The following is an 18,783-nucleotide window of genomic DNA, read 5'->3' on the forward strand; positions in this document are numbered from 1 at the left end:
CACCGGAACGCCGACCCCAATCTACTGACCTTGATCTACTGGGCCGGGATATCCGCCCCCTCACGCGGGAGAGCCATTGATGACCGAATACGCGACCTTTCATGACCTTGCCGGACAGTCGGTGTTCATCACCGGCGGCGGCTCCGGTATCGGGGCCTCCCTGACCGAAGGGTTCCTTGCTGCGGGGGCGCATGTCAGTTTCGTCCAACGTTCCGATGCGACGGAATTCTGCGACCGGATGGAGCGTGAACACGCCAACCGCCCCCATTTCATGAAATGCGATATTACCGATGTCGATCACCTCAAATCCTGTATGGATGAGGCGGCAGACAAGTTCGGAGCGATCACAGTTCTGGTAAACAATGCCGCGAACGACACGCGGCACGACACGTTGGACTACTCGGTCGAAGATTGGGACTGGAACCACGCGGTCAATCTGCGTCCGCACTTCTTTACCACGCAGCATGTGGTGCCCAGAATGCGCGCTGCGGGGGGCGGCGCGATTGTTAATTTCTCCTCCGCGTCCTATGGCATGGGCAATGCGGGCTATCCGGCCTATGTCGCAGCGAAGGCGGCGATTTTGGGCCTGACGCGCACCCATGCGCGTGAGTTCGGGCCGGACGCGATCCGTGTCAACGCGCTGGTCCCCGGCTGGGTCCTGACCGATCGTCAGATGGACTTGTGGGCCACCGAGGATTCCCTGCGGGAGCATCTGAACGGGCAATGCCTGAAGGAGCACCTCGTCGCGCGCGACATCGTGGATGCAACTTTGTTTCTGGCGTCAAAGGCCAGTCGGATGATGACCGCTCAGGCAATGGTCGTGGATGGCGGCGTGGTGTTTACCGGATGATGAAAGCTGAATGGATCGCCGCCGACTGGGGCATGTCGAACCTGCGGGTCTGGGCCATGAACGGACGCGATGTCGTGGCCGAGGCGACCTCGGACGCAGGTGGAAACGTGCTGGACCGCGAGCAGTTCGAGGGGGCCTTGCTGACGTTGGTATCAGACTGGATCGACGGGCCGGTGGACGTCTGGGCCTGCGGAACGGTCGGTTCGCGAGAGGGTTGGATCGAAGCACCCTATCAACCCGTGCCATGCGCGCCCGCCGCGCGTACCGTCATCGCGCCGACGCAGGATCCGCGCTTGACCGTGCACATCCTGTCAGGCGCATCGCAGGCCGAACCGGCGGATGTGATGCGGGGTGAGGAAACGCAGATCGCCGGTTTCCTGTCCGGGCAGCCGGATTTCGACGGCGTGCTGTGCCTGCCTGGAACCCATACGAAATGGGCGCGGATCAGCGCGGGCGAGCTTTGCCATTTCCGCACCGCCATGACGGGTGAGTTGTTTCAGTTGCTGGCGCAACGCTCCGTCCTGAATCATTCAGTTGGCGACGGATGGAACGGGGAGGCTTTCGCAACGGCGCTGGACGACGCGCTTTCACGGCCCGAACGGCTGGCCACGGCGTTGTTCGGCATCCGGGCTGCGGAAGTGCTCAACGGCAGCGACGGTGCAGCCGCGCGGGCGCGATTGTGGGGAACCCTGCTCGGTGTGGAACTGGCGGCGATGAAGCCATATTGGTTGGGGCAAGAGGTCGCCCTGATCGGCGCGCCGAACGTGACTGAAACCTATCGCGCAGGGCTGGAGGCCGTGGGCCTGACAGCACAATGTCACGACGGAACCGCTATGGTGCTGGCGGGTCTGATCGCCGCGCGGGAGGCATCATGAGACATCTGATCGCGATCCTGCGCGGGGTTGAGCCGCAGGCGGCAGCGGCGATTGCCGAGGTGCTGGTCACTGCGGGCATCACACGTATCGAGGTGCCGCTGAACTCCCCCGATCCGCTGACCTCGATCCGCAACATGGTCGGCGCGGTGGGGGACTGCGCCGAACTGGGCGCGGGCACGGTTCTAACCACAAAGCAGGTCGCCGCGGTCAAGGAAACCGGGGCCACCTTCATCGTATCGCCCAATTGCGATCTGCAAGTGATCCGTTGCACGAAAACCCTAAGAATGAAGTCCTTTCCCGGGGTTTTCACGCCCAGCGAATGTTTCGCCGCCCTCAAGACCGGAGCCGACGCGCTGAAACTGTTTCCCGCAGGCATGGCGGGGATCGAGGGCTTGAAAGCCATACGCGCCGTGCTGCCCGAGGGGACGCTGGTCTATGCCGTGGGTGGGGCGCGGCCGTCGAACTTTGCCGACTGGGCGGCGGCCAGCGCGGATGGCTTCGGTCTCGGCTCCGCCCTCTACAAACCGGGGATGTCGCCGCGGGAGGTGGCGAACCGGGCCGCAGCCGTCGTCACCGCCTATGACGGGGTCTTCGATGGCTGAGATCTATGACGACCGCCTGTGCGAACTGGGGGAGGGGCCGCTGTGGCACCCTGACCGGGGCGAGTTGTTCTGGTTCGATATTCTGGGCAAGCGGCTCTACACCAAGGCGCGCGACTGGTCCTTTGACGAAGCCCATTCCGCGGCGGGCTGGATAGATCACGACACGTTGTTGATCGCCAGCGAAACCGGCCTGTGGATGTTCGACATCGACGACGGGGCGCGGACCCTCGTCGCGCCACTGGAGGCGGATAATTCCGCCACCCGCTCGAATGACGGGCGCGCGGACCCCCATGGAGGATTCTGGATCGGAACGATGGGCCGGACGGCAGAGCCGGGTGCGGGGGCGATATACCGCTACTATAGAGGCGAAATCCGCAAGATGTTCGACCGCATCACCATCTGCAACTCGATCTGCTTCGCACCGCAGGGGGACCGGATGTATTTCTCCGATACGGCGGCCAAAACGATCTGGACCGTCGCGCTGGACGGGCAGGGATGGCCTGTGGCAGGACGGCAACTCTTTGTGGAGGCCGAAGGATGTGACGGCGCGATCTGCGATGCGGATGGCTATATCTGGTCGGCGCGCTGGGGTGCCGGACAGATTGTGCGACATGCCCCGGACGGGAGGGTGGATCATGTGGAACATCTGCCGGTGGCGCAGGTCACATGCCCGGCCCTGACGCCGGAAGGGGCCCTGTACGCGACCACCGCATATGAGGGAATGGACGCGGCGTCCCGCGCCGCCGACCCCCTGTCAGGCGCGGTCTTTCATGTTTGCGATGGTGTGCCGGGGTGCGGTGAACCGAGGGTGATCTTGTAAGCCGGAACCTAGGTCCGAGGTCTGGCAGTGACGGTGAACCGTCTTTTGCCCCCTGTGTTCCGAAATTTACGGATCGTCACACGGGATGCGGCGTGCGCTATTCCTCATCCAACACGTATTTCTGACGCAACATTTCCAACGCCTTGACGGAACCATGCTGGGTTTCCAGTTGCAGGCGTTCCTCGTCCCGCCGGCGGAATTCCTCGATCAGATCGTCGCAGATTTCCGCGTCGCCCAGTTCCTCGAGGCCCCGACGCGCCAGCAGAAGCGCGCTTTCGAACTTTTCACGAATGACGAAATCAGCGCCGGCCGCACGCATCAGGTTCTCAGAGAAGCGATCATAGGTGTCGGCGAATATCTTCAACTGGGGGAACCGCTCGCGCAGTTTCTCCACCGTTTCGACGCCACCGTTCCTGTCGTCTATGCACAGAAAAAGAATATCCGCGCGTCCTGCCCCGGCACTCTCCATAATGTCGAGCCTGCGGGCGTCGCCAAAATAAACGCGCGTGCCAAAGGTTTCCGCGATGCGGATGCGGCGGGGTGAGTTGTCGATGATCGTAACTTCGACCCCCCGCATTCTGAGCAGCCGCGCGACGATCTGCCCCACACGCCCGAACCCCGCGACGATGGCCCGCGTCTGCTTTGCCGCGTCCGGGCCGTTCATTCCGCAGGCGGTCTCGTCCTCCCCACGGTCGAGGATGCGTTCTGCCAGCGCGACGGCGCCGGGTGTCAGCACCATGGACAATGTGACGATGGCCGATAGCGTGGAGGGGACAGTCCCGCTCATGATCCCGGCGCTGGTCGCGAGGGACACCATGACGAAGGCGAATTCCCCCCCCTGACCGATGGTCGCCGCGATCCGCAGCGCGTCGGCATGGGGGGAGCGGAACAACCGCGACAGCCCGTACAGCACCAGCGCCTTGACCACGAACAACCCCAGCGCTCCGCCGGTGACGATCCACCAGAAATCCGCGATGAGCGACCAGTCGAGCGTCATTCCAAAGCCCATGAAGAACAGGCCAAGCAGCAATCCGCGAAACGGCTCGATATCCGTTTCCAACTGGTGGCGAAACTCGCTCTCCGCCAGCAGGACGCCTGCGATGAACGCCCCCAGCGCCATGGACAGCCCGGCTGCGTTCATCAACAGGGCCGCGCAGATTACCACGAGCAATGCCGCGGACAGGAACAATTCGTTTGAGCCGGTGGCGGCCATCACCCTGAAAAACGGGCGCATCAGATATCGGATCGTCACGTAGAGCGCCAGCACAGCCCCCACCGCGATGCTGCCCTCGATCCAGACGTTCCCCTCCGGCGTGGAGGCCGGCCCGAGGAGCGCGACCAGAGTAAACAGAGGCACAATGGCGAGATCCTGCGCCAGCAGGATGGAAAACGCCCGGTCGCCGTAGGGCGCGTTCAGGTCCTGTTTCTCTCGCAGGATCTGCACACCGAATGCGGTCGAACTGAGCGCCAGCGCGCCCCCGGTCACGATGGACGTGGGAACGGACACTCCCGCCAGATAACAGAACCCGGCGATGATCGCTCCGGTTAGGACGATTTGCAGCGTTCCCAGCCCGAAAATGTCGGACCGCAATCGCCACAGCCGCGCGGGCTTGAGCTCCAGACCGATGATGAACAACAGCAGGACGACGCCGAACTCGGCAAAGTGCAGTATGCCGTCCACATCGCTGAACAGGCCCAGCCCGAACGGTCCGATCACGGCACCGGCGGCCAGATAGCCCAGCACAGATCCCAAACCCAGCCGGTTGAAGATCGGAACGGCGATGACGGCAGAACCAAGGAAGATGGCGGCAGACAGCAAAAGAGGATCGGTCGTGACTTCGGTTGCCATTGCCCCCTCCTACAGATGGTTCCCGCCCGCCGGTGGGTATGGCACAACCCTAGCCCCCGCAGGGGCCGGCCTCAACTGTATGATGGCATGAAAACCAGTAGGTTGCGCCGATCAGTCGGCGTGAACCAGACCGAGCGCATGGACGATGTGCATCGGAATCGTGGACAGGGGAATGCCCGCATCACGGATCGTTTGCAGGATTTCAGATCGCGTCATACCGGCCAGACGGAACGCGGACACGCCCGTCGCATTGGAAATTTCGATGAAAATATCCGCATTGCGACCCGACAGGATCGTTTGAGCGGCCCGGACCATAGATCGAATGGCATTCATGTGATTCCCTCCAACTCCACTGGTTATCATGTGTATACACCCTGAGACGACTACAAGGGTGTCCCGGTGGTGGGGGTCATACCAGATCCTTGGGAACCGAGAAATGTTCGAACCGGCACGACTTGAATGTGACCTTTGACCACTTTTCCTCCTGAGTGGACAGGATTGCCAGTCCGGCTGTCGGAAAATGGGTAAAGGCCCGTGCGCAGGTCGGCCCGATTTTTCCGTCGGACAGCTTGCGCGCGAAGGCACTGACGCCGGGCTGATGCCCCACGATCGCCACTGTTTTGGCTTTGGGTGACGTGGACTGCAGGATTTTCAGCATCGTGTCCGGATCGGCCATGTAGAGCGCCTTGTGCGTTTCCGCCTCAACCTCACCCAGGATCGGTTTCATGCGCTCCCACGTCTCCACCGTGCGGGCGGCGGGCGACAGCCATACGGCGTCCGGGGCCGCATCGAGCTCAACGATCTGTGCGGCCATCAGCGCTGCGGACAAACGCCCGCGCTGGTTGAGGGGGCGCGCGATATCCTCCTGATCTGGATCGGACCAGGAGGACTTTGCGTGGCGGATCAAAACGATTCTCTTCATGCAGCAATACCGAATTAAACCCTTGTCATAATCAAGGACGTTGCGGGGAAAATCGAACCGCCCGATGCCAGCGGCACGGGCGCTGGCCATGACAATCAGGCCTTGATGAGGGTACCCGCACCATGTTCTGTGAACAGTTCCAGCAAGCAGGCATGGGGCGCGCGCCCGTCCAGGATGACCACGGCACCGACGCCCTTCTCCATCGCGTGCAGGGCCGTTTCCGTCTTGGGGATCATCCCGCCGGAGATGACACCCTCATCCGTCAGGCGGCGCACGTCGGCGGGGGTCAGGCGCGTGACCACATCGCCGTCGGCGTCCTTGACTCCGGCGACATCGGTCAGCAGCAGCAGGCGATCCGCCTTCAATGCACCGGCCAGCGCACCGGCGGCGGTGTCGCCGTTGATGTTGAACGTCTCACCGTTGCGACCTGCGCCGATCGGAGCCACGACGGGGATGAAATCGCTGTCCGTGAACAGCTTGATCACGCCGGGGTTCACTTCCGACGGTTCCCCGACGAAACCGAGGTCCAGCACCTTCTCGATATTGCTGTCAGGATCCTTGCGGGTCTTGGTGGCCTTGTCGCACACGATCAGCTTGGCGTCCTTGCCGCTCAACCCCACGGCGCGCCCCCCCTGATCGTTGATCGCCTGCACGATCTGCTTGTTGATGCGGCCGGCCAGCACCATTTCGACGACCTCGACCGTTGCCTCGTCCGTCACGCGCTTGCCGTCGATGAATTCGGATTTGATGGCGAGCCGTTCCAGCATCTGATTGATCTGCGGCCCGCCGCCGTGAACCACGACCGGATGCACGTTGCATTGCTTCATCAGGACGATATCGCGGGCGAAGCGTTCCATCGCCGCGTCGTCGGACATTGCGTGACCGCCGAATTTGACCACGACCGTCGCACCGTCATAGCGTTGCAGATAGGGCAGCGCCTCGGACAAGGTGCGCGCGGTGGCGAGCCAGTCGCGGCTCGATGCAGTCGATTTTTCCATCAGTTCCATCCCCAACTCTCAGTTCAGGCCCGCGATGATCGCGCGCAGGGTCTCGACCCCGTCCCCCTTGTCGGAGGAGGTTAGTATGATTTCCGGATAGGCGGTCGGATGCTTGGCGATGATCTGCCGGGTGCGCTCCAGCGATGCTTCCAGATCAGCCGGGCGCGGTTTGTCGATCTTGGTCATTACGGTGTGGAAGGGCACAGCCGCGCGGTCGAGCACGGACATGATTTCCTCGTCCACCTCCTTCGCGCCATGGCGGCTGTCGATCAGCAGGAAGACACGGCGCAGGGTCTGGCGCCCGGCCAGATAGTTCTTGAGCAGTGCCTGCCATTTCGCGACCACCGCAACGGGTGCCTTGGCGAAGCCGTAGCCGGGCAGATCGACCATGTAATGCGTGTCGGCCAGCGCGAAGAAGTTGATCTCCTGCGTACGGCCGGGTGTGTTCGAGGTCCGCGCCAATGCCTTGCGTCCGGTCAGCGCGTTGATCAGGCTGGACTTGCCCACGTTCGAGCGGCCCGCCATGCAGAATTCCAGTCGGTCCGCAGGCGGCAAACCCTCCATCGCGACCACGCCCTTCACGAATTCGCACGGGCCCAGAAACAGCGAGCGGCCCTTTGCCAGCGCCGCCGCGTCCGGTGTTTCGGCCAGTGGGAAACGAGGGGTCATGGGGCGGCACCTTCCAGAATTGTCCTTGTCGCGGGCGATCGGCCCGGACGGTGAGCTTCGGGATACTTCATGCGCCGTCCGGGTGCGAGATCAAATTGCGTTCGCCAGCGCGTCGATATCGGCAGCGCGGATCGCGTTGAGGTTGCGCGTGATCCTATCCACCGGCCAGTCCCACCAGGCGATCCCCAGCAACCTGTCCACGATGTCGGCGTCGAACCGGCGGCGAATCTCGACCGCGGGATTGCCCGCGACGATGGCATAGGGGGCGACGTCGCGGGTGACCAGTGCGCCGGTCGCGATGATCGCACCGGCCCCGATGGTCACACCGGGCATGATCGTGGCGTCCCGCCCGATCCAGACGTCGGGTCCGACGATGGTATCGCCGCGCTGTTCTGCCACCCATGTGGCGGGATCAAATCCCTCCTGCCAGCCATGACCGAAAATATTGAACGGAAAGGTCGAAAACCCGCCCATGGCATGTGCGCCGCCATTCATCATGAACCGTGCGCCCGTGGCGATGGCACAGAACGCGCCGATCCGCAGGCAGTCGCCAATGAAATCGTAGTGGTAGAGGACGTTGCGCTCGAAGAAATCCTCGGCCCGCGCGGGATCGTCGTAATAGGTGAAATCCCCGATTTCGACATTCGGGCGGCCAGCGGCCAACGGCTTGAGAAAGACCACACCGGGCGCGTGTTCGAGCGGGTGGCGCGTATCAGGATCGGGTCCGGTCATGCACGGTAGCCTCATCGCCAATATGGACTTCACCGCCCTCGACGCAAACGGCATAGACACCGAAATCGCGGTGGCCCCAGTTTTGCGCCAGAACGTTCAGCAAATCCAGATCATCGCGCCCTGTAACGGGGTTGGCATGAGTCGCGCGGCAGCGTGTGATCCGTTCGCGAACCTCCAACAGCGCAGCCCCGATGCGCAGGCGTTTGCCGATCCAGTCCCATTCCTTCCACGGCTCCAACCCGTCCAGCCAGATATTGCCCCGGAACCGACGGCGATCCAGCGTCGCGTCCGCCGCCGAACCAAGCGCGCTGCGTGAGGCATCCGACAGGAGGGAGATCGACGGGAACGCGGCGTCGGTCATCCCCTGCTCGCGGGATGTGACCAGTCGTTCGGGCGCAGGCCGGTTGTCGGGGTAGAGGGGTTTGATCCATTCGATCAGGTCATCGCCCTGTGCGGGCAGGGCGACCCGTAGGTCGGGCCGGTCCGGATGAGTGAAGATATAGTTATCCCCATCGGGCCGGGCGGATACAGCCATCAGGCTCCCCGCCTTTGCGCCACGCACGAAATTACGGCATGCAGCCCAGGTGCCGGTCGTTTCCGCCCCCTGTTGCGCGATGGCGAAGGCGCGGTCCCCGGGCAGGCATTCACCCGCCCGCAGGATTGTCGATTGCAGTGGTTCCGCCCCCACTCCCTTCACCGGATGGCGCCAGAGGGCGGAGACCCGGATCACTCCGCGTCCTTCTTTTTGCGGAACTTCGAGTGGATGTTGCCCAGCAGGTCCACCTTCACGCCCTGGCTGCGCATAATCAGGTACTGCTGCGTGAACGTGATGGTGTTGTTCGCCACCCAGTAGATCACCAGTCCTGCGGCGAACCGGCCCAGCATGAACATGAACACGAAGGGCAACCACGCGAAGATCATCGCCTGCGTCTTGTCGGCGGGTGCCGGGTTCAGTTTCTGCTGCAACCACATGGTGATGCCCATCAGGATCGGCCAGACACCAATGGACAGGATCGCGATGAAGCTGGCAGGGTCCGGTGCCTCGAACGGCAGCAGACCGAACAGGTTCATCCACGAGGTCGGGTCGGGCGCGCTGAGATCCTGCACCCAGCCGAAGAACGGCGCCTGGCGCATCTCGATCGCGACGAACAGCACCTTGTACAGCGAGAAGAAGATCGGGATCTGCAACAGGATCGGCAGGCAACCCGCGGCGGGGTTCACCTTTTCCTTCTTGTAGAGGGCCATCATCTCCTGCTGAAGCTTGGCGCGATCCTCACCGGCCTTCTCCTTGATCGCCTCCATCTCGGGCTGGAGCTTCTTCATCTTCGACATCGAGACGTAGGATTTGTACGCCAGCGGGAACAGCAGAGCCTTGATGAACAGGGTCAAGAGGATGATCGAGACACCGAAATTGCCGAGGAAGCTGTTGAACAGCGTCAGCAGCCAGTGGATCGGCTTCGTCAGGAAGAAGAACCAGCCCCAGTCAATCGAATCCACGAAACGTTCCACACCCAGCGCGTCTTCGTAGCGGGTCAGCACGTCACGTTCCTTAGCACCCGCGAACAGGCGCGAGGTGCTGTCGGTCTGCGAACCTGCCGCAACCTCAACCACCGGCATCCGCACCTGGGTGGAATAGGATTCCGTGCGGTCCGAATAGCGCACCACCGATGTGAACGGCCCGCCCTCGGGGATCAGGGTCGTCATCCAGTACTTGTCGGTAAACCCGATCCAGCCGCTGTTCTGGACGTCGATCAGATCGACATTCGCGTTCTCACGCACGTCGAAATCGTTGTCCGGCATGTTGTCGTAGTCGATCTCGTTGATCTCTCCGTCACTCTCTCGAACCACGCCCTCGTGCAGGATGTAGAAGCCGATGGTCTCAGGCTCACCGATGCGGTCGATGATGCCGTAGGGGTACATGCGCACGGCTGCATCGGTCGTGTTTTCCACGGATTGCGTGACGGTGAACATGTAATCATCGTCCACGGTAAACGTCTTGCGGAAGATCAGACCGGCGCCGTTGTCCCAGCTAAGGGTAATGGGCGTGTCGGGGGTCAGGGCCTCACCGCTTTCAAGTTGCCATTCTGTGGTCGCACCGGGAACCTGATCGGCGGGCAGGCCACCGGCGGGCGCCCAGCCGTGCTGCACGTAATATGCCGCCGGGCCACCTGCGGGATTGAGCAGCGTCACCGTTTCGCTATCGGGATCCAGCGTTTCGCGGTAGTGGGTCAGGTGCAGATCGTCGACCCGTCCGCCAGTCAGGGAAAGCGAACCGCTCAGACTGGGGGTCCGGATCGCAACACGATCCACGCTGGTCAGGGCGGCAGCTCGATTTTCGACAACCGGCGTATCGACTGCGGGCACGCTGATGTTACCTGCGGGGGTGCCATCTGCAACGTCGCCCAGCAGCTCTTGCTGGACGGCTTGCTGCTCGGCTGTCAGCGGCGTTTGCTCGACCGGAGGGAAGAGAACGGTCCAGCCAAGCAGCACAGCGAGGCTGAGCCCCATTGCCAGGATCAGATTTCTGTTATCGTCTTGCATGCAAAGTAGCCCCTGCGCGGCTGATATTGACGGGATGCAGGCGTTCAACAGGTCACATCGCTAAAGGTCAAGGGCTTTCCCCCCGATGGCCACCGCAACCGGCCCTATGCCGAGGCCGCGCGACTGCGCCTTCGGCCGTGATTGAGCATGCGATGTTCGGCCAGCCACTGCAGCGTATCCTCGAACGCCATGGGGCGGGCGATGTTATAGCCTTGCAGCGATGTGCAGCCCAGGGCGGTGACTTTCGCACGCTCCTCCGCTGTTTCGACCCCCTCCGCAATTGTGCCGACACCCAGCGCCGTGGCCATGCGCACCATCGCATCCGCCATGACCGACAGGTCCTGCCGTTGGTCGATGCCCGATACGAAACTGCGGTCGATCTTGATCCGGCTGGCGCGCAGGCGCTGGATGTTCGCGATCGAGGCATGGCCGGTGCCGAAATCGTCCAGTTCAATCGCGAAGCCCGCTTCGGCAAGGTTGCGGATGATGCGTACGGCCAGCGCATCGTCTGTTTCGATGGCCACCGTCTCCACGACCTCCAGCGCCAGACAGTCCACCGGCAGGTCGCGTTGTTCGAGAGCCCACTTGATACGATCGGCCAGCAGGATGTCGGCGAGCTGCGCGGCTGAGTAGTTGACCGCAACGTGCGGCACTGCGAATCCGGCTGCCGCCCAGCCCTGCCACGCGTCGAGAGCCTGATCCAGCATGTGCGCGCCGATCTGATCGGCCAGTCCCATCTCCTCCGCTATTTTCAGAAACTTCGCCGGTGATAGCAGGCCGCGTGTCGGATGGTTCCAGCGAATCAGCGCTTCAAACCCGGTTACCTCCCCCCCCTGAGCACTGACCTGCGGTTGAAAGAAGGCGACCAGCTCCTTTTTTTCCAAGGCCCTGCGCAATTCGCGGCTGAGCGCGTCGCGCAGGGCGACCTCCTCCATCATCGCCTGCGTGAACAAGCGCAGGGGGCCCTCCTCTCCGCTGAGGGTGGAGCGCAGCGCGATGTCTGCCCGAACACTCAGCGATTCGGCGTCCGTCGTTCCGGTTGCGGACCAGACCGCGCCGATCACGCAATCCATGTGGCGCGCACCCTGCGCCAGGTCGAAGGGCTCGCGAACCGTGCGACGCAAGGCAGCGGCCCTTGCCATCAGGTTGTCGGGCGTGGGGACATCGGTCGCGAATATCAGAAACTCATCGCCGCCGATCCGTGCCACAAACTCCCTCTCACCGATGCTCTGCAGCAAGCGCCGGGCAGTTTCCACCAGAACCTGATCGCCCGCCTCATGCCCCAATTCCTCATTTATCATGTGGAAATGGCAAAGGTTGAGGTGAATCAGACCTACACTTTCCTTGCGGCGGCGGGTGATGTGCCGGTCTATCAGCTCGGCGGAACGGCTCCGGTTCGGCAGGCCGGTCAGCCGATCATGCCCGGCGGTATGCGCAAGCGCATCTTCGAGCGCACGTGCGTGTTCGGTGCCGTCCAGCACGGTGCGCGAAAGAGGGCGCAGAACAAAGAGCCATAACGAGAGGCTCGCCAGCAATACGATTCCTGCCAGCGTGATCAATGCGAATCGGATGCGCCCGCGCGCATCCGCCGCATCGGCCGAAAGCGTGCCTGCCCAATCGCGCAGCGTCGCATTTAGGTCGTCCCCCGCCAGCAGACGTATCTGCTCGACGATATCGCCTATCGGCAATCCTTCCGTAGGGTTGCGAATGAGAGCCGCGAGGGCGAAGAGTTTCGCAAGACTGTAGTCGAGCGATGCGGCGATCCCCTGTGCAGACTGCCCGAACGCGAACATATCCTGTCGCGCGGAAATCGTCGTGGTGAGCAGGTCGAGCCGCGTCACCAGATCCTGCCTTGCCAGTGTTTCCTCTGACGCTAACGACAGATGCCGCGCGGTGGTGGCGTAGCTTCGCAGATCGGAAATCTGGCGTTCGATCAGCACCTGCTGCGCTGAAATCGCGTCGATTCGTCCGAGCTGTTCGTGCATCGCGGTCATCTCGAACCCGGTCAGCAGGAGCATGATTGCCATGCCGGCAAGGCTGCCAACCATCGCGCGCCGCGAAATCTGCGCGCCCAGCCATACCTTACCGCTCGATCTGATCACGTCGCCCCTCCGCCTGACGAGGTGACCCTAGCGGTCGGTTCCTTGCGAACCCATTAACAGTGCACATGCAAAAAGGCCGGAGCGATGCCCCGGCCCTTCAATACGGTGGAGAGGGCGATTAATCGTCGCTCTCATCCTCATCATCGCTGTCGGGCAGATTGAACAGGCTCTCCGCGTCCGGCAGCGCCTTCTCCCGCTCGGGTGCGTCGGCTGCGGTGTCTGAGAATGTGAAGTTTTCCAGCCCCTCCATCGCGGTGGGAATGCGGTTTTCGGAGGCGAGGCTTTCGTCCGTGCTCATCAGCCGCAGCTTCTCATCATCCGTCAAAACATCGCCGTTCTTCGCCTTCGCGGCGACGGCCTTTGCAACTGCAGCGTCCAGTTCGCCCTGACGACACATGCCCAATGCCACCGGATCGACTGTCTGGATATTGGCGATGTTCCAGTGCGTCCGGTCGCGGATCGATTGGATGGTCGGCTTGGTCGTGCCCACCAGCTTGGAGATCTGGCCGTCGCTGAGTTCGGGGTGGAATTTGACCAGCCACGCGATGGCCGAAGGGCGGTCCTGACGCTTGGACAGCGGAGTATAACGCGGGCCTTTGCGCTTTTGCTCGCCCTCGGCGGCGGCATTGTATTTCAATTGCAGCTTGGCCTTGGGGTTTTCCTCGCAGCGGGTGATTTCTTCCTGCGTCAACTGGTTGTTCACGATGGGATCGAAGCCCTTGATCCCGACCGCGACCTCGCCGTCGGCGATGCCCTGAACCTCCAGATCGTGCAAACCGGTGAAGTCCGCGACCTGCTTGAAGCTGAGTGTGGTGTTGTCCACCAGCCAGACGGCGGTGGCTTTCTGCATGATAGGAAGCGCCATGTCGTGCCTTTCAGAAAACTGCAATCTTCTCCCGTGCCGAGAAATCGGTAGGCCGGGGCCGCAGTCCGTTTCCGTTTGGGGAATTCTCACCGTATATAGGCGGTAGAGGGCGAAGGATAAAGGGGTTTCGACATGCGATGGTTTCTGGTCTTTCTCATGCTGGCATTGCCGGTCAGTTCGCAGGATCGGGAGCAGGATCAGGCCGGAGAGTTCGATTACTACGTGCTGAGCCTGAGCTGGTCGCCCTCATGGTGTGCCGCGACCGGCGATGCGCAGGGATCGCCGCAATGCGACCGGGCGCTGGGTTTCGTCCTGCACGGGCTGTGGCCGCAATACGAGACGGGCTGGCCCGACTATTGCCGCACGTCCAATGGCGATCCGTCGCGGCGCCAGACCGGCGCGATGGCCGATATCATGGGCACCGGCGGGTCCGCATGGCATCAGTGGCAAAAGCACGGGCGGTGTTCCGGGCTGCGCGCCACCGATTATTTCGCCCTGTCGCGAGAGGCTTACGAGAGCATCGAGCGACCGGACATCCTGCGTCAGGTGCGTGAGACTCTGCGGCTCGACCCGTCGGTGATCGAGGCCGCTTTTCTGGAGGCCAATGACGATCTGGAGGCGGACGGCGTGACCGTAACCTGCCAGGATGGCCGCATTCAGGAGGTGCGCATCTGCCTGACCCGCGATCTGGAACCGCGCCGCTGCGGGCGCGACGTGATTCGCGACTGTTCGCGCACGGCCAGCCTGCCGCCCGTGCGCTGATCGTCAGGGGACCAATACGATCTTTCCGATATGGGCGGAGCTTTCCATGTAGGCGTGCGCCTTGGCTGCCTCCGCCAGGGGGAAGGTCGAGTCCATCACCGGCGCGATCGTGCCCGCCGACAGCAGGGGCCAGACCTCACGTTCCACCGCGCGCGCCAGGTCCGCCTTTACCAGATCGCTGCGCGGGCGCAGGGTCGATCCGGTCAGCACCAGCCGCTTCACCATGACCTGCGCGAAGTTTACCTCCGCCTTGGGTCCGCCGAGGAAAGCGATCATCGACAGGCGGCCATCTTCGGCCAGTGCCTTGATATTGCGGGGAATGTAGTCTCCGCCAACCATGTCGAGAATCAGGTCCAGGCCGCGCCCGTCGGTGAACGCCTTCGCTTTCTTCACGAAATCGGCCTCGCGGTAGTTGACGGCGAGGTCCGCGCCCAGCTCGCGGCAGCGGGCGCATTTCTCATCGGTGCCGGCGGTGGTCATCACCCGTGCGCCGCGCGCCTTTGCCAATTGAATCGCGGTCGTGCCGATCCCTGACGTGCCCCCGTGGACGAGGAACGTCTCCCCCGCCTGCAAGCCGCCGCGATCGAACACGTTGATCCAGACGGTAAAGAAGGTTTCGCACAGCGCCGCCGCCTGCTCCCACGAATAACCGTCGGGGATCGGCAGCGCATGTTCCGCCGGTGTCGTGACGTATTCGGCATAGCCACCGCCGGGCAGCAGGGCGGTGACCGCGTCGCCCACCGACCAGCGGCTGACGCCTTCGCCGACTGCCGTGACCTCTCCGGCTGCTTCCAGCCCCGGCAGGTCGGAGGCACCGGGGGGCGGGTTGTACGATCCGGCGCGATGCAGCGCGTCGGGGCGATTCACGCCGATCGCCTTGGTGCGGATCAGGATCTGCCCGGCCTGGGGCACGGGAATGGGACGACGGGCCTCGACCAGAACCTCCGGTCCGCCGGGTTTCGAGATTTCGATGCAACGCATGTCGGTCATTGAAGAGTCCTCGTGAAAATGGATCAGGCCGCGCCGGACCACGACCAATACAGCGCCCGTGCGCGCGTGGCCACCGGGCCGGGCTGCAATTCGCGATCCTCGAAACGCTTGACTGCCGTAACCTTGGAGGCGTTGCCGGTCAGAAAAATCTCATCCGCCTGGGCGAAATCCTCGACCCCGAGCGAGGTTTCCTCCACCGTCATGCCGTCCTGCGACAACAGCGTGATGATCCGCTGCCGGGTGATGCCGTTGAGAAACGTGCCGTTGGGAACCGGCGTGCGCACGATGCCATCCTTGACCAGAAAGACGTTCGCGGTGGCCGTTTCCGCGACATGATCCCAATCATCCAGTGACAGGGCGTTGTCGAAGCCCCGCTTGCGTGCCTCGGTCAGCATTCGTCCGTTATTGGGATACAGACAGGCGGCCTTCGCCTCGGTCAGGGCGGTGTCGGGCCGGGGCCGGCGAAACGGGGATACGCACAGCGCGATCGCTTGCATCGCGGGCAGGGGCATCGCCTCGATACACAGCGCGAAGGCGCAGGAGTCCGCCTTGGCCGCGATCATCGCTTCGCCGCCTTCCTTGCTCCACATCATCGGGCGCACGTATAGCTCCGCATCGTCGGGATAGAGGGCAATGCCCTCCCGCGCGATCTCAAGCACGCGCGCCGCATCCATCGGCGACGTCATGCCCATCGCGATGGCAGAGCGCACGATCCGCTGGCAATGCAGGTCCAGATCGGGTGTGACCCCGCCAAAGGTGCGCGCCCCGTCGAAGACCATTGTGCCCAGCCAGGTGGCATGATCGGCAGCGCCCATGATTGGCGTATTGCCCTGGTGCCACTCCCCCTCGTACCATGTGCGGATATCGCTTCCGATCGCCATGCGATGCTCTCCATTTGTGTCAGTCCCGCTGACCCTAGGCAGGGCGCCGCGGCGTTGCAATCCACAGGCGTGCGATATAGGTGAGCGAAAAGAGACACTGGGGGCTGCACTGGCATGAGCTGGATATCCAACTTCACCCGTCCAATGATAAATTCGCTGTTTTCGCGCCGCGAAGTGCCGGAAAATCTTTGGTCGAAATGCGACAATTGCGGAACGATGCTGTTCCATAGGGAACTGTCGGACGCGCTGAACACCTGCCCGACCTGCGATCATCACATGTTCATCACGCCACGCGATCGCCTGTCCGCGCTGTTCGACGGTGGACTCTTCACCACGGTGGAGGTCACGGATCCGGTTGTCGATCCGCTGCATTTCAAGGATCAGAAGCCTTATCCGAAACGGCTGGCCGATGCACGAAAATCAACCGGTGAGCATGAGGCGATGCTGGTCGCTGAGGGCAAGATCGGCGATCTGACATCCGTTGTCGCGGTGCAGGATTTCTCGTTCATGGCCGGATCCATGGGCATGTATGTCGGCAACGCGATCATCGCGGCCGCCAAGCGCGCGGTGGAGCTGCACGCCCCGCTGATCCTGTTTTCCGCCGCCGGGGGCGCGCGGATGCAGGAGGGGATTCTGAGTCTGATGCAGATGCCCCGCAGCACGGTTGCGGTCGATATGGTCAAGGAGGCGGGCCTTCCCTATGTCGTCGTCCTGACCCATCCAACCACCGGCGGCGTGACCGCCAGCTACGCGATGCTGGGCGACATCCATATCGCGGAGCCGAACGCCCTGATCTGTTTCGCCGGCCCGCGTGTGATCGAGCAGACCATCCGGGAAAAGCTGCCCGAGGGTTTCCAGCGGGCCGAGTATCTGCTGGATCACGGAATGCTGGATCGCGTCGTGCATCGGTTGAAGATGCGGGATGAACTGGCAACGCTGCTGCGTCTGCTGCTCAAGGAACGGCCGCGCAGTCACGGGGATCTGCCGCCCCCGACCCCTGTGGTCGAGACGGAGGAGGCGGAACCTGCCGCTCCGCAACCGCAGGCCGCCAAACCCGCATGAGCGCCAGCGGCACCGATCTGGTGTTGCAGCGGCTGATGTCGCTGCACCCCAAGATCATCGACCTGACCCTCGACCGGATGTGGCGCTTGCTGGAGGCGCTGGGCAATCCGCAGCGGGATCTGGCACCCGTCATCCATATCGCGGGCACGAACGGCAAGGGCTCGACCCAGGCGATGATCCGCAGCGGGCTGCAGGCCGATGGCCACCGGGTCTGCGCCTACACCTCCCCGCATCTCGCCCGGTTTCACGAGCGTATCAGATTGCCGGACGGCCTGATTTCGGAACAGGCGCTGATGGATACGCTGGAGGAATGCGAGCGGGCGAATGGCGGCGTGCCGATCACCTATTTCGAGATCACGACCTGCGCGGCCTTGCTGGCCTTTGCCCGCGCGGATGCGGATTACACCATTCTGGAGGTCGGCTTGGGCGGCCGCCTGGATGCCACCAATGTCGTGGACACACCGCGCCTGACCATCATCACCCCGGTTTCCATCGACCATCAGCAATATCTGGGGGATACGCTGCCCCAAATCGCGGGTGAGAAGGCGGGGATCCTGAAGCCGGGCGTTCCCGGTATCATCGCCCGGCAGCAGGACGAGGCGCGTGAGGTTATTGAGGCACGGGCGCAGGCGCTGGGTGCGCCGCTCTCTCTCGCCGGTCAGGATTGGGACGCCTACGAGGATCAGGGTCGCATGGCCTATTTCGATGAGGATGGCTTGCTCGACCTGCCGCTGCCGTCTCTGCTCGGTGCGCATCAGGTGCAGAATGCGGGCGCGGCGCTGGCCACTCTGCGCGCGCTGGGTGTGTCCGAGGCGGGATGCCATGCCGCGGTGACGCAGGCGGAATGGCCCGCGCGAATGCAGCGCCTGCGCACCGGTCCTCTGGTGGCGATGGCGGGGGAGCGTGATCTGTGGCTGGACGGTGGCCACAACAGCGCCGCCGGCCTCGCGGTGGCAGAGGCGATTGGCAGGCTGCCCGAGCGTCCGCTGCATCTGATCTGCGGCATGTTGAACACCAAGGATGTCGGCGGTTTTCTGCGCCCCCTCGCCACCAAGGCGCAGCATCTGCACGCAGTATCCATTCCCGGTGAGGCCGCCACGTTGCGCGCCGAGCAAACCGCCGAGGCAGCGCAGGCCGTGGGCCTGACCGCGACCACCGCCGCCACGGTTGCCGATGCCCTGCAGGCGATCCCCGCGAATGCGCGGGTGCTGATCTGCGGATCGCTCTACCTTGCCGGGGCCGTTCTGCGCGAAAACGGCTGAG

General features: G+C 63.2%; 19 protein-coding genes. 7 read left to right on the top strand and 12 right to left on the bottom strand.

Annotated elements, in window-relative coordinates; genetic code table 11:
- The first annotated feature begins 79 nt into the window (after positions 1-79).
- The 4 genes from G8E03_RS05235 to G8E03_RS05250 are packed head-to-tail and all read left to right on the top strand — an operon-like array spanning position 80 to position 3,147.
- Complete coding sequence (locus G8E03_RS05235; RefSeq protein ID WP_166189427.1) at positions 80-850, top strand: SDR family NAD(P)-dependent oxidoreductase; 771 nt, start codon at positions 80-82, stop codon at positions 848-850.
- Positions 847-1,725: a 2-dehydro-3-deoxygalactonokinase gene (locus G8E03_RS05240; RefSeq protein ID WP_347340510.1), complete on the top strand. Its 879-nt coding sequence runs from the start codon at positions 847-849 to the stop codon at positions 1,723-1,725. Before G8E03_RS05235 ends, G8E03_RS05240 begins: the two co-directional genes overlap by 4 nt.
- Positions 1,719-2,327 carry a 2-dehydro-3-deoxy-6-phosphogalactonate aldolase gene (locus G8E03_RS05245; RefSeq protein WP_166193893.1) on the top strand — a complete coding sequence of 203 codons (609 nt, stop codon included), beginning with the start codon at positions 1,719-1,721 and terminating at the stop codon, positions 2,325-2,327. Before G8E03_RS05240 ends, G8E03_RS05245 begins: the two co-directional genes overlap by 7 nt.
- Positions 2,320-3,147, top strand: coding sequence for an SMP-30/gluconolactonase/LRE family protein (locus tag G8E03_RS05250; RefSeq protein ID WP_166189430.1), 828 nt, complete (start codon positions 2,320-2,322; stop codon positions 3,145-3,147). The genes G8E03_RS05245 and G8E03_RS05250 overlap by 8 nt, the downstream gene beginning before the upstream one ends.
- Positions 3,148-3,244: 97 nt before the next feature.
- Here the strand turns inward: G8E03_RS05250 and G8E03_RS05255 are convergent, their stop codons facing one another.
- The 10 genes from G8E03_RS05255 to G8E03_RS05300 all read right to left on the bottom strand — a co-directional run bounded on the left by G8E03_RS05255 (position 3,245) and on the right by G8E03_RS05300 (position 13,825).
- A complete protein-coding gene (locus G8E03_RS05255; RefSeq protein ID WP_166189433.1) occupies positions 3,245-4,996 on the bottom strand; it encodes a monovalent cation:proton antiporter-2 (CPA2) family protein in 1,752 nt (583 codons plus the stop codon).
- Positions 4,997-5,107: 111 nt separating this feature from the next.
- Positions 5,108-5,329 carry a hypothetical protein gene (locus tag G8E03_RS05260; protein ID WP_166189436.1) on the bottom strand — a complete coding sequence of 74 codons (222 nt, stop codon included), beginning with the start codon at positions 5,327-5,329 and terminating at the stop codon, positions 5,108-5,110.
- A 76-nt stretch (positions 5,330-5,405) separates the two neighbouring features.
- Positions 5,406-5,918: a SixA phosphatase family protein gene (locus G8E03_RS05265; RefSeq protein WP_166189439.1), complete on the bottom strand. Its 513-nt coding sequence runs from the start codon at positions 5,916-5,918 to the stop codon at positions 5,406-5,408.
- Between the two features lie 95 nt (positions 5,919-6,013).
- Positions 6,014-6,916: an acetylglutamate kinase gene (gene argB, locus G8E03_RS05270; RefSeq protein ID WP_166189441.1), complete on the bottom strand. Its 903-nt coding sequence runs from the start codon at positions 6,914-6,916 to the stop codon at positions 6,014-6,016.
- An 18-nt stretch (positions 6,917-6,934) separates the two neighbouring features.
- Positions 6,935-7,585 (bottom strand): ribosome biogenesis GTP-binding protein YihA/YsxC, encoded by a 651-nt coding sequence (gene yihA / locus G8E03_RS05275; protein WP_166189443.1) that lies wholly within the window; start codon positions 7,583-7,585, stop codon positions 6,935-6,937.
- A gap of 90 nt (positions 7,586-7,675) precedes the next feature.
- Positions 7,676-8,317 carry a CatB-related O-acetyltransferase gene (locus G8E03_RS05280; protein ID WP_166189445.1) on the bottom strand — a complete coding sequence of 214 codons (642 nt, stop codon included), beginning with the start codon at positions 8,315-8,317 and terminating at the stop codon, positions 7,676-7,678.
- Entirely contained in the window at positions 8,298-9,047 is a 750-nt protein-coding gene (locus G8E03_RS05285; RefSeq protein ID WP_166189447.1) for an MOSC domain-containing protein, read from the bottom strand. Before G8E03_RS05285 ends, G8E03_RS05280 begins: the two co-directional genes overlap by 20 nt.
- On the bottom strand, positions 9,044-10,858 hold the full coding sequence (gene yidC / locus G8E03_RS05290) for a membrane protein insertase YidC (protein ID WP_166189449.1): 1,815 nt from the start codon (positions 10,856-10,858) through the stop codon (positions 9,044-9,046). Before yidC ends, G8E03_RS05285 begins: the two co-directional genes overlap by 4 nt.
- A gap of 104 nt (positions 10,859-10,962) precedes the next feature.
- Positions 10,963-12,960, bottom strand: coding sequence for a putative bifunctional diguanylate cyclase/phosphodiesterase (locus tag G8E03_RS05295; RefSeq protein ID WP_166189452.1), 1,998 nt, complete (start codon positions 12,958-12,960; stop codon positions 10,963-10,965).
- A 118-nt stretch (positions 12,961-13,078) separates the two neighbouring features.
- On the bottom strand, positions 13,079-13,825 hold the full coding sequence (locus tag G8E03_RS05300) for a DUF1013 domain-containing protein (RefSeq protein WP_166189454.1): 747 nt from the start codon (positions 13,823-13,825) through the stop codon (positions 13,079-13,081).
- 132 nt (positions 13,826-13,957) lie between these two features.
- Between G8E03_RS05300 and G8E03_RS05305 the strand changes: the two genes are divergently transcribed.
- The gene (locus G8E03_RS05305; RefSeq protein WP_166189457.1) at positions 13,958-14,587 is read left to right on the top strand and encodes a ribonuclease T2 family protein; all 630 of its coding nucleotides are present in this window, start codon (positions 13,958-13,960) and stop codon (positions 14,585-14,587) included.
- Between the two features lie 3 nt (positions 14,588-14,590).
- Here G8E03_RS05305 and G8E03_RS05310 read toward each other — a convergent pair whose 3' ends face one another.
- Together G8E03_RS05310 and G8E03_RS05315 are read right to left on the bottom strand one after the other, a co-directional pair.
- The gene (locus G8E03_RS05310; RefSeq protein ID WP_166189460.1) at positions 14,591-15,577 is read right to left on the bottom strand and encodes an NAD(P)H-quinone oxidoreductase; all 987 of its coding nucleotides are present in this window, start codon (positions 15,575-15,577) and stop codon (positions 14,591-14,593) included.
- Positions 15,578-15,600: 23 nt separating this feature from the next.
- A complete protein-coding gene (locus tag G8E03_RS05315; RefSeq protein WP_166189462.1) occupies positions 15,601-16,458 on the bottom strand; it encodes a branched-chain amino acid aminotransferase in 858 nt (285 codons plus the stop codon).
- Between the two features lie 114 nt (positions 16,459-16,572).
- Here G8E03_RS05315 and accD point away from each other — a divergent pair, with 114 nt between their 5' ends.
- Together accD and G8E03_RS05325 are read left to right on the top strand one after the other, a co-directional pair.
- A complete protein-coding gene (accD, locus tag G8E03_RS05320; protein WP_166189464.1) occupies positions 16,573-17,520 on the top strand; it encodes an acetyl-CoA carboxylase, carboxyltransferase subunit beta in 948 nt (315 codons plus the stop codon).
- Positions 17,517-18,782 (top strand): bifunctional folylpolyglutamate synthase/dihydrofolate synthase, encoded by a 1,266-nt coding sequence (locus tag G8E03_RS05325; RefSeq protein WP_166189466.1) that lies wholly within the window; start codon positions 17,517-17,519, stop codon positions 18,780-18,782. Before accD ends, G8E03_RS05325 begins: the two co-directional genes overlap by 4 nt.
- Position 18,783 lies beyond the last annotated feature (1 nt).

This window comes from Pontivivens nitratireducens, assembly GCF_011290545.1.
In the GTDB taxonomy this organism is placed as follows: domain Bacteria; phylum Pseudomonadota; class Alphaproteobacteria; order Rhodobacterales; family Rhodobacteraceae; genus Pontivivens; species Pontivivens nitratireducens.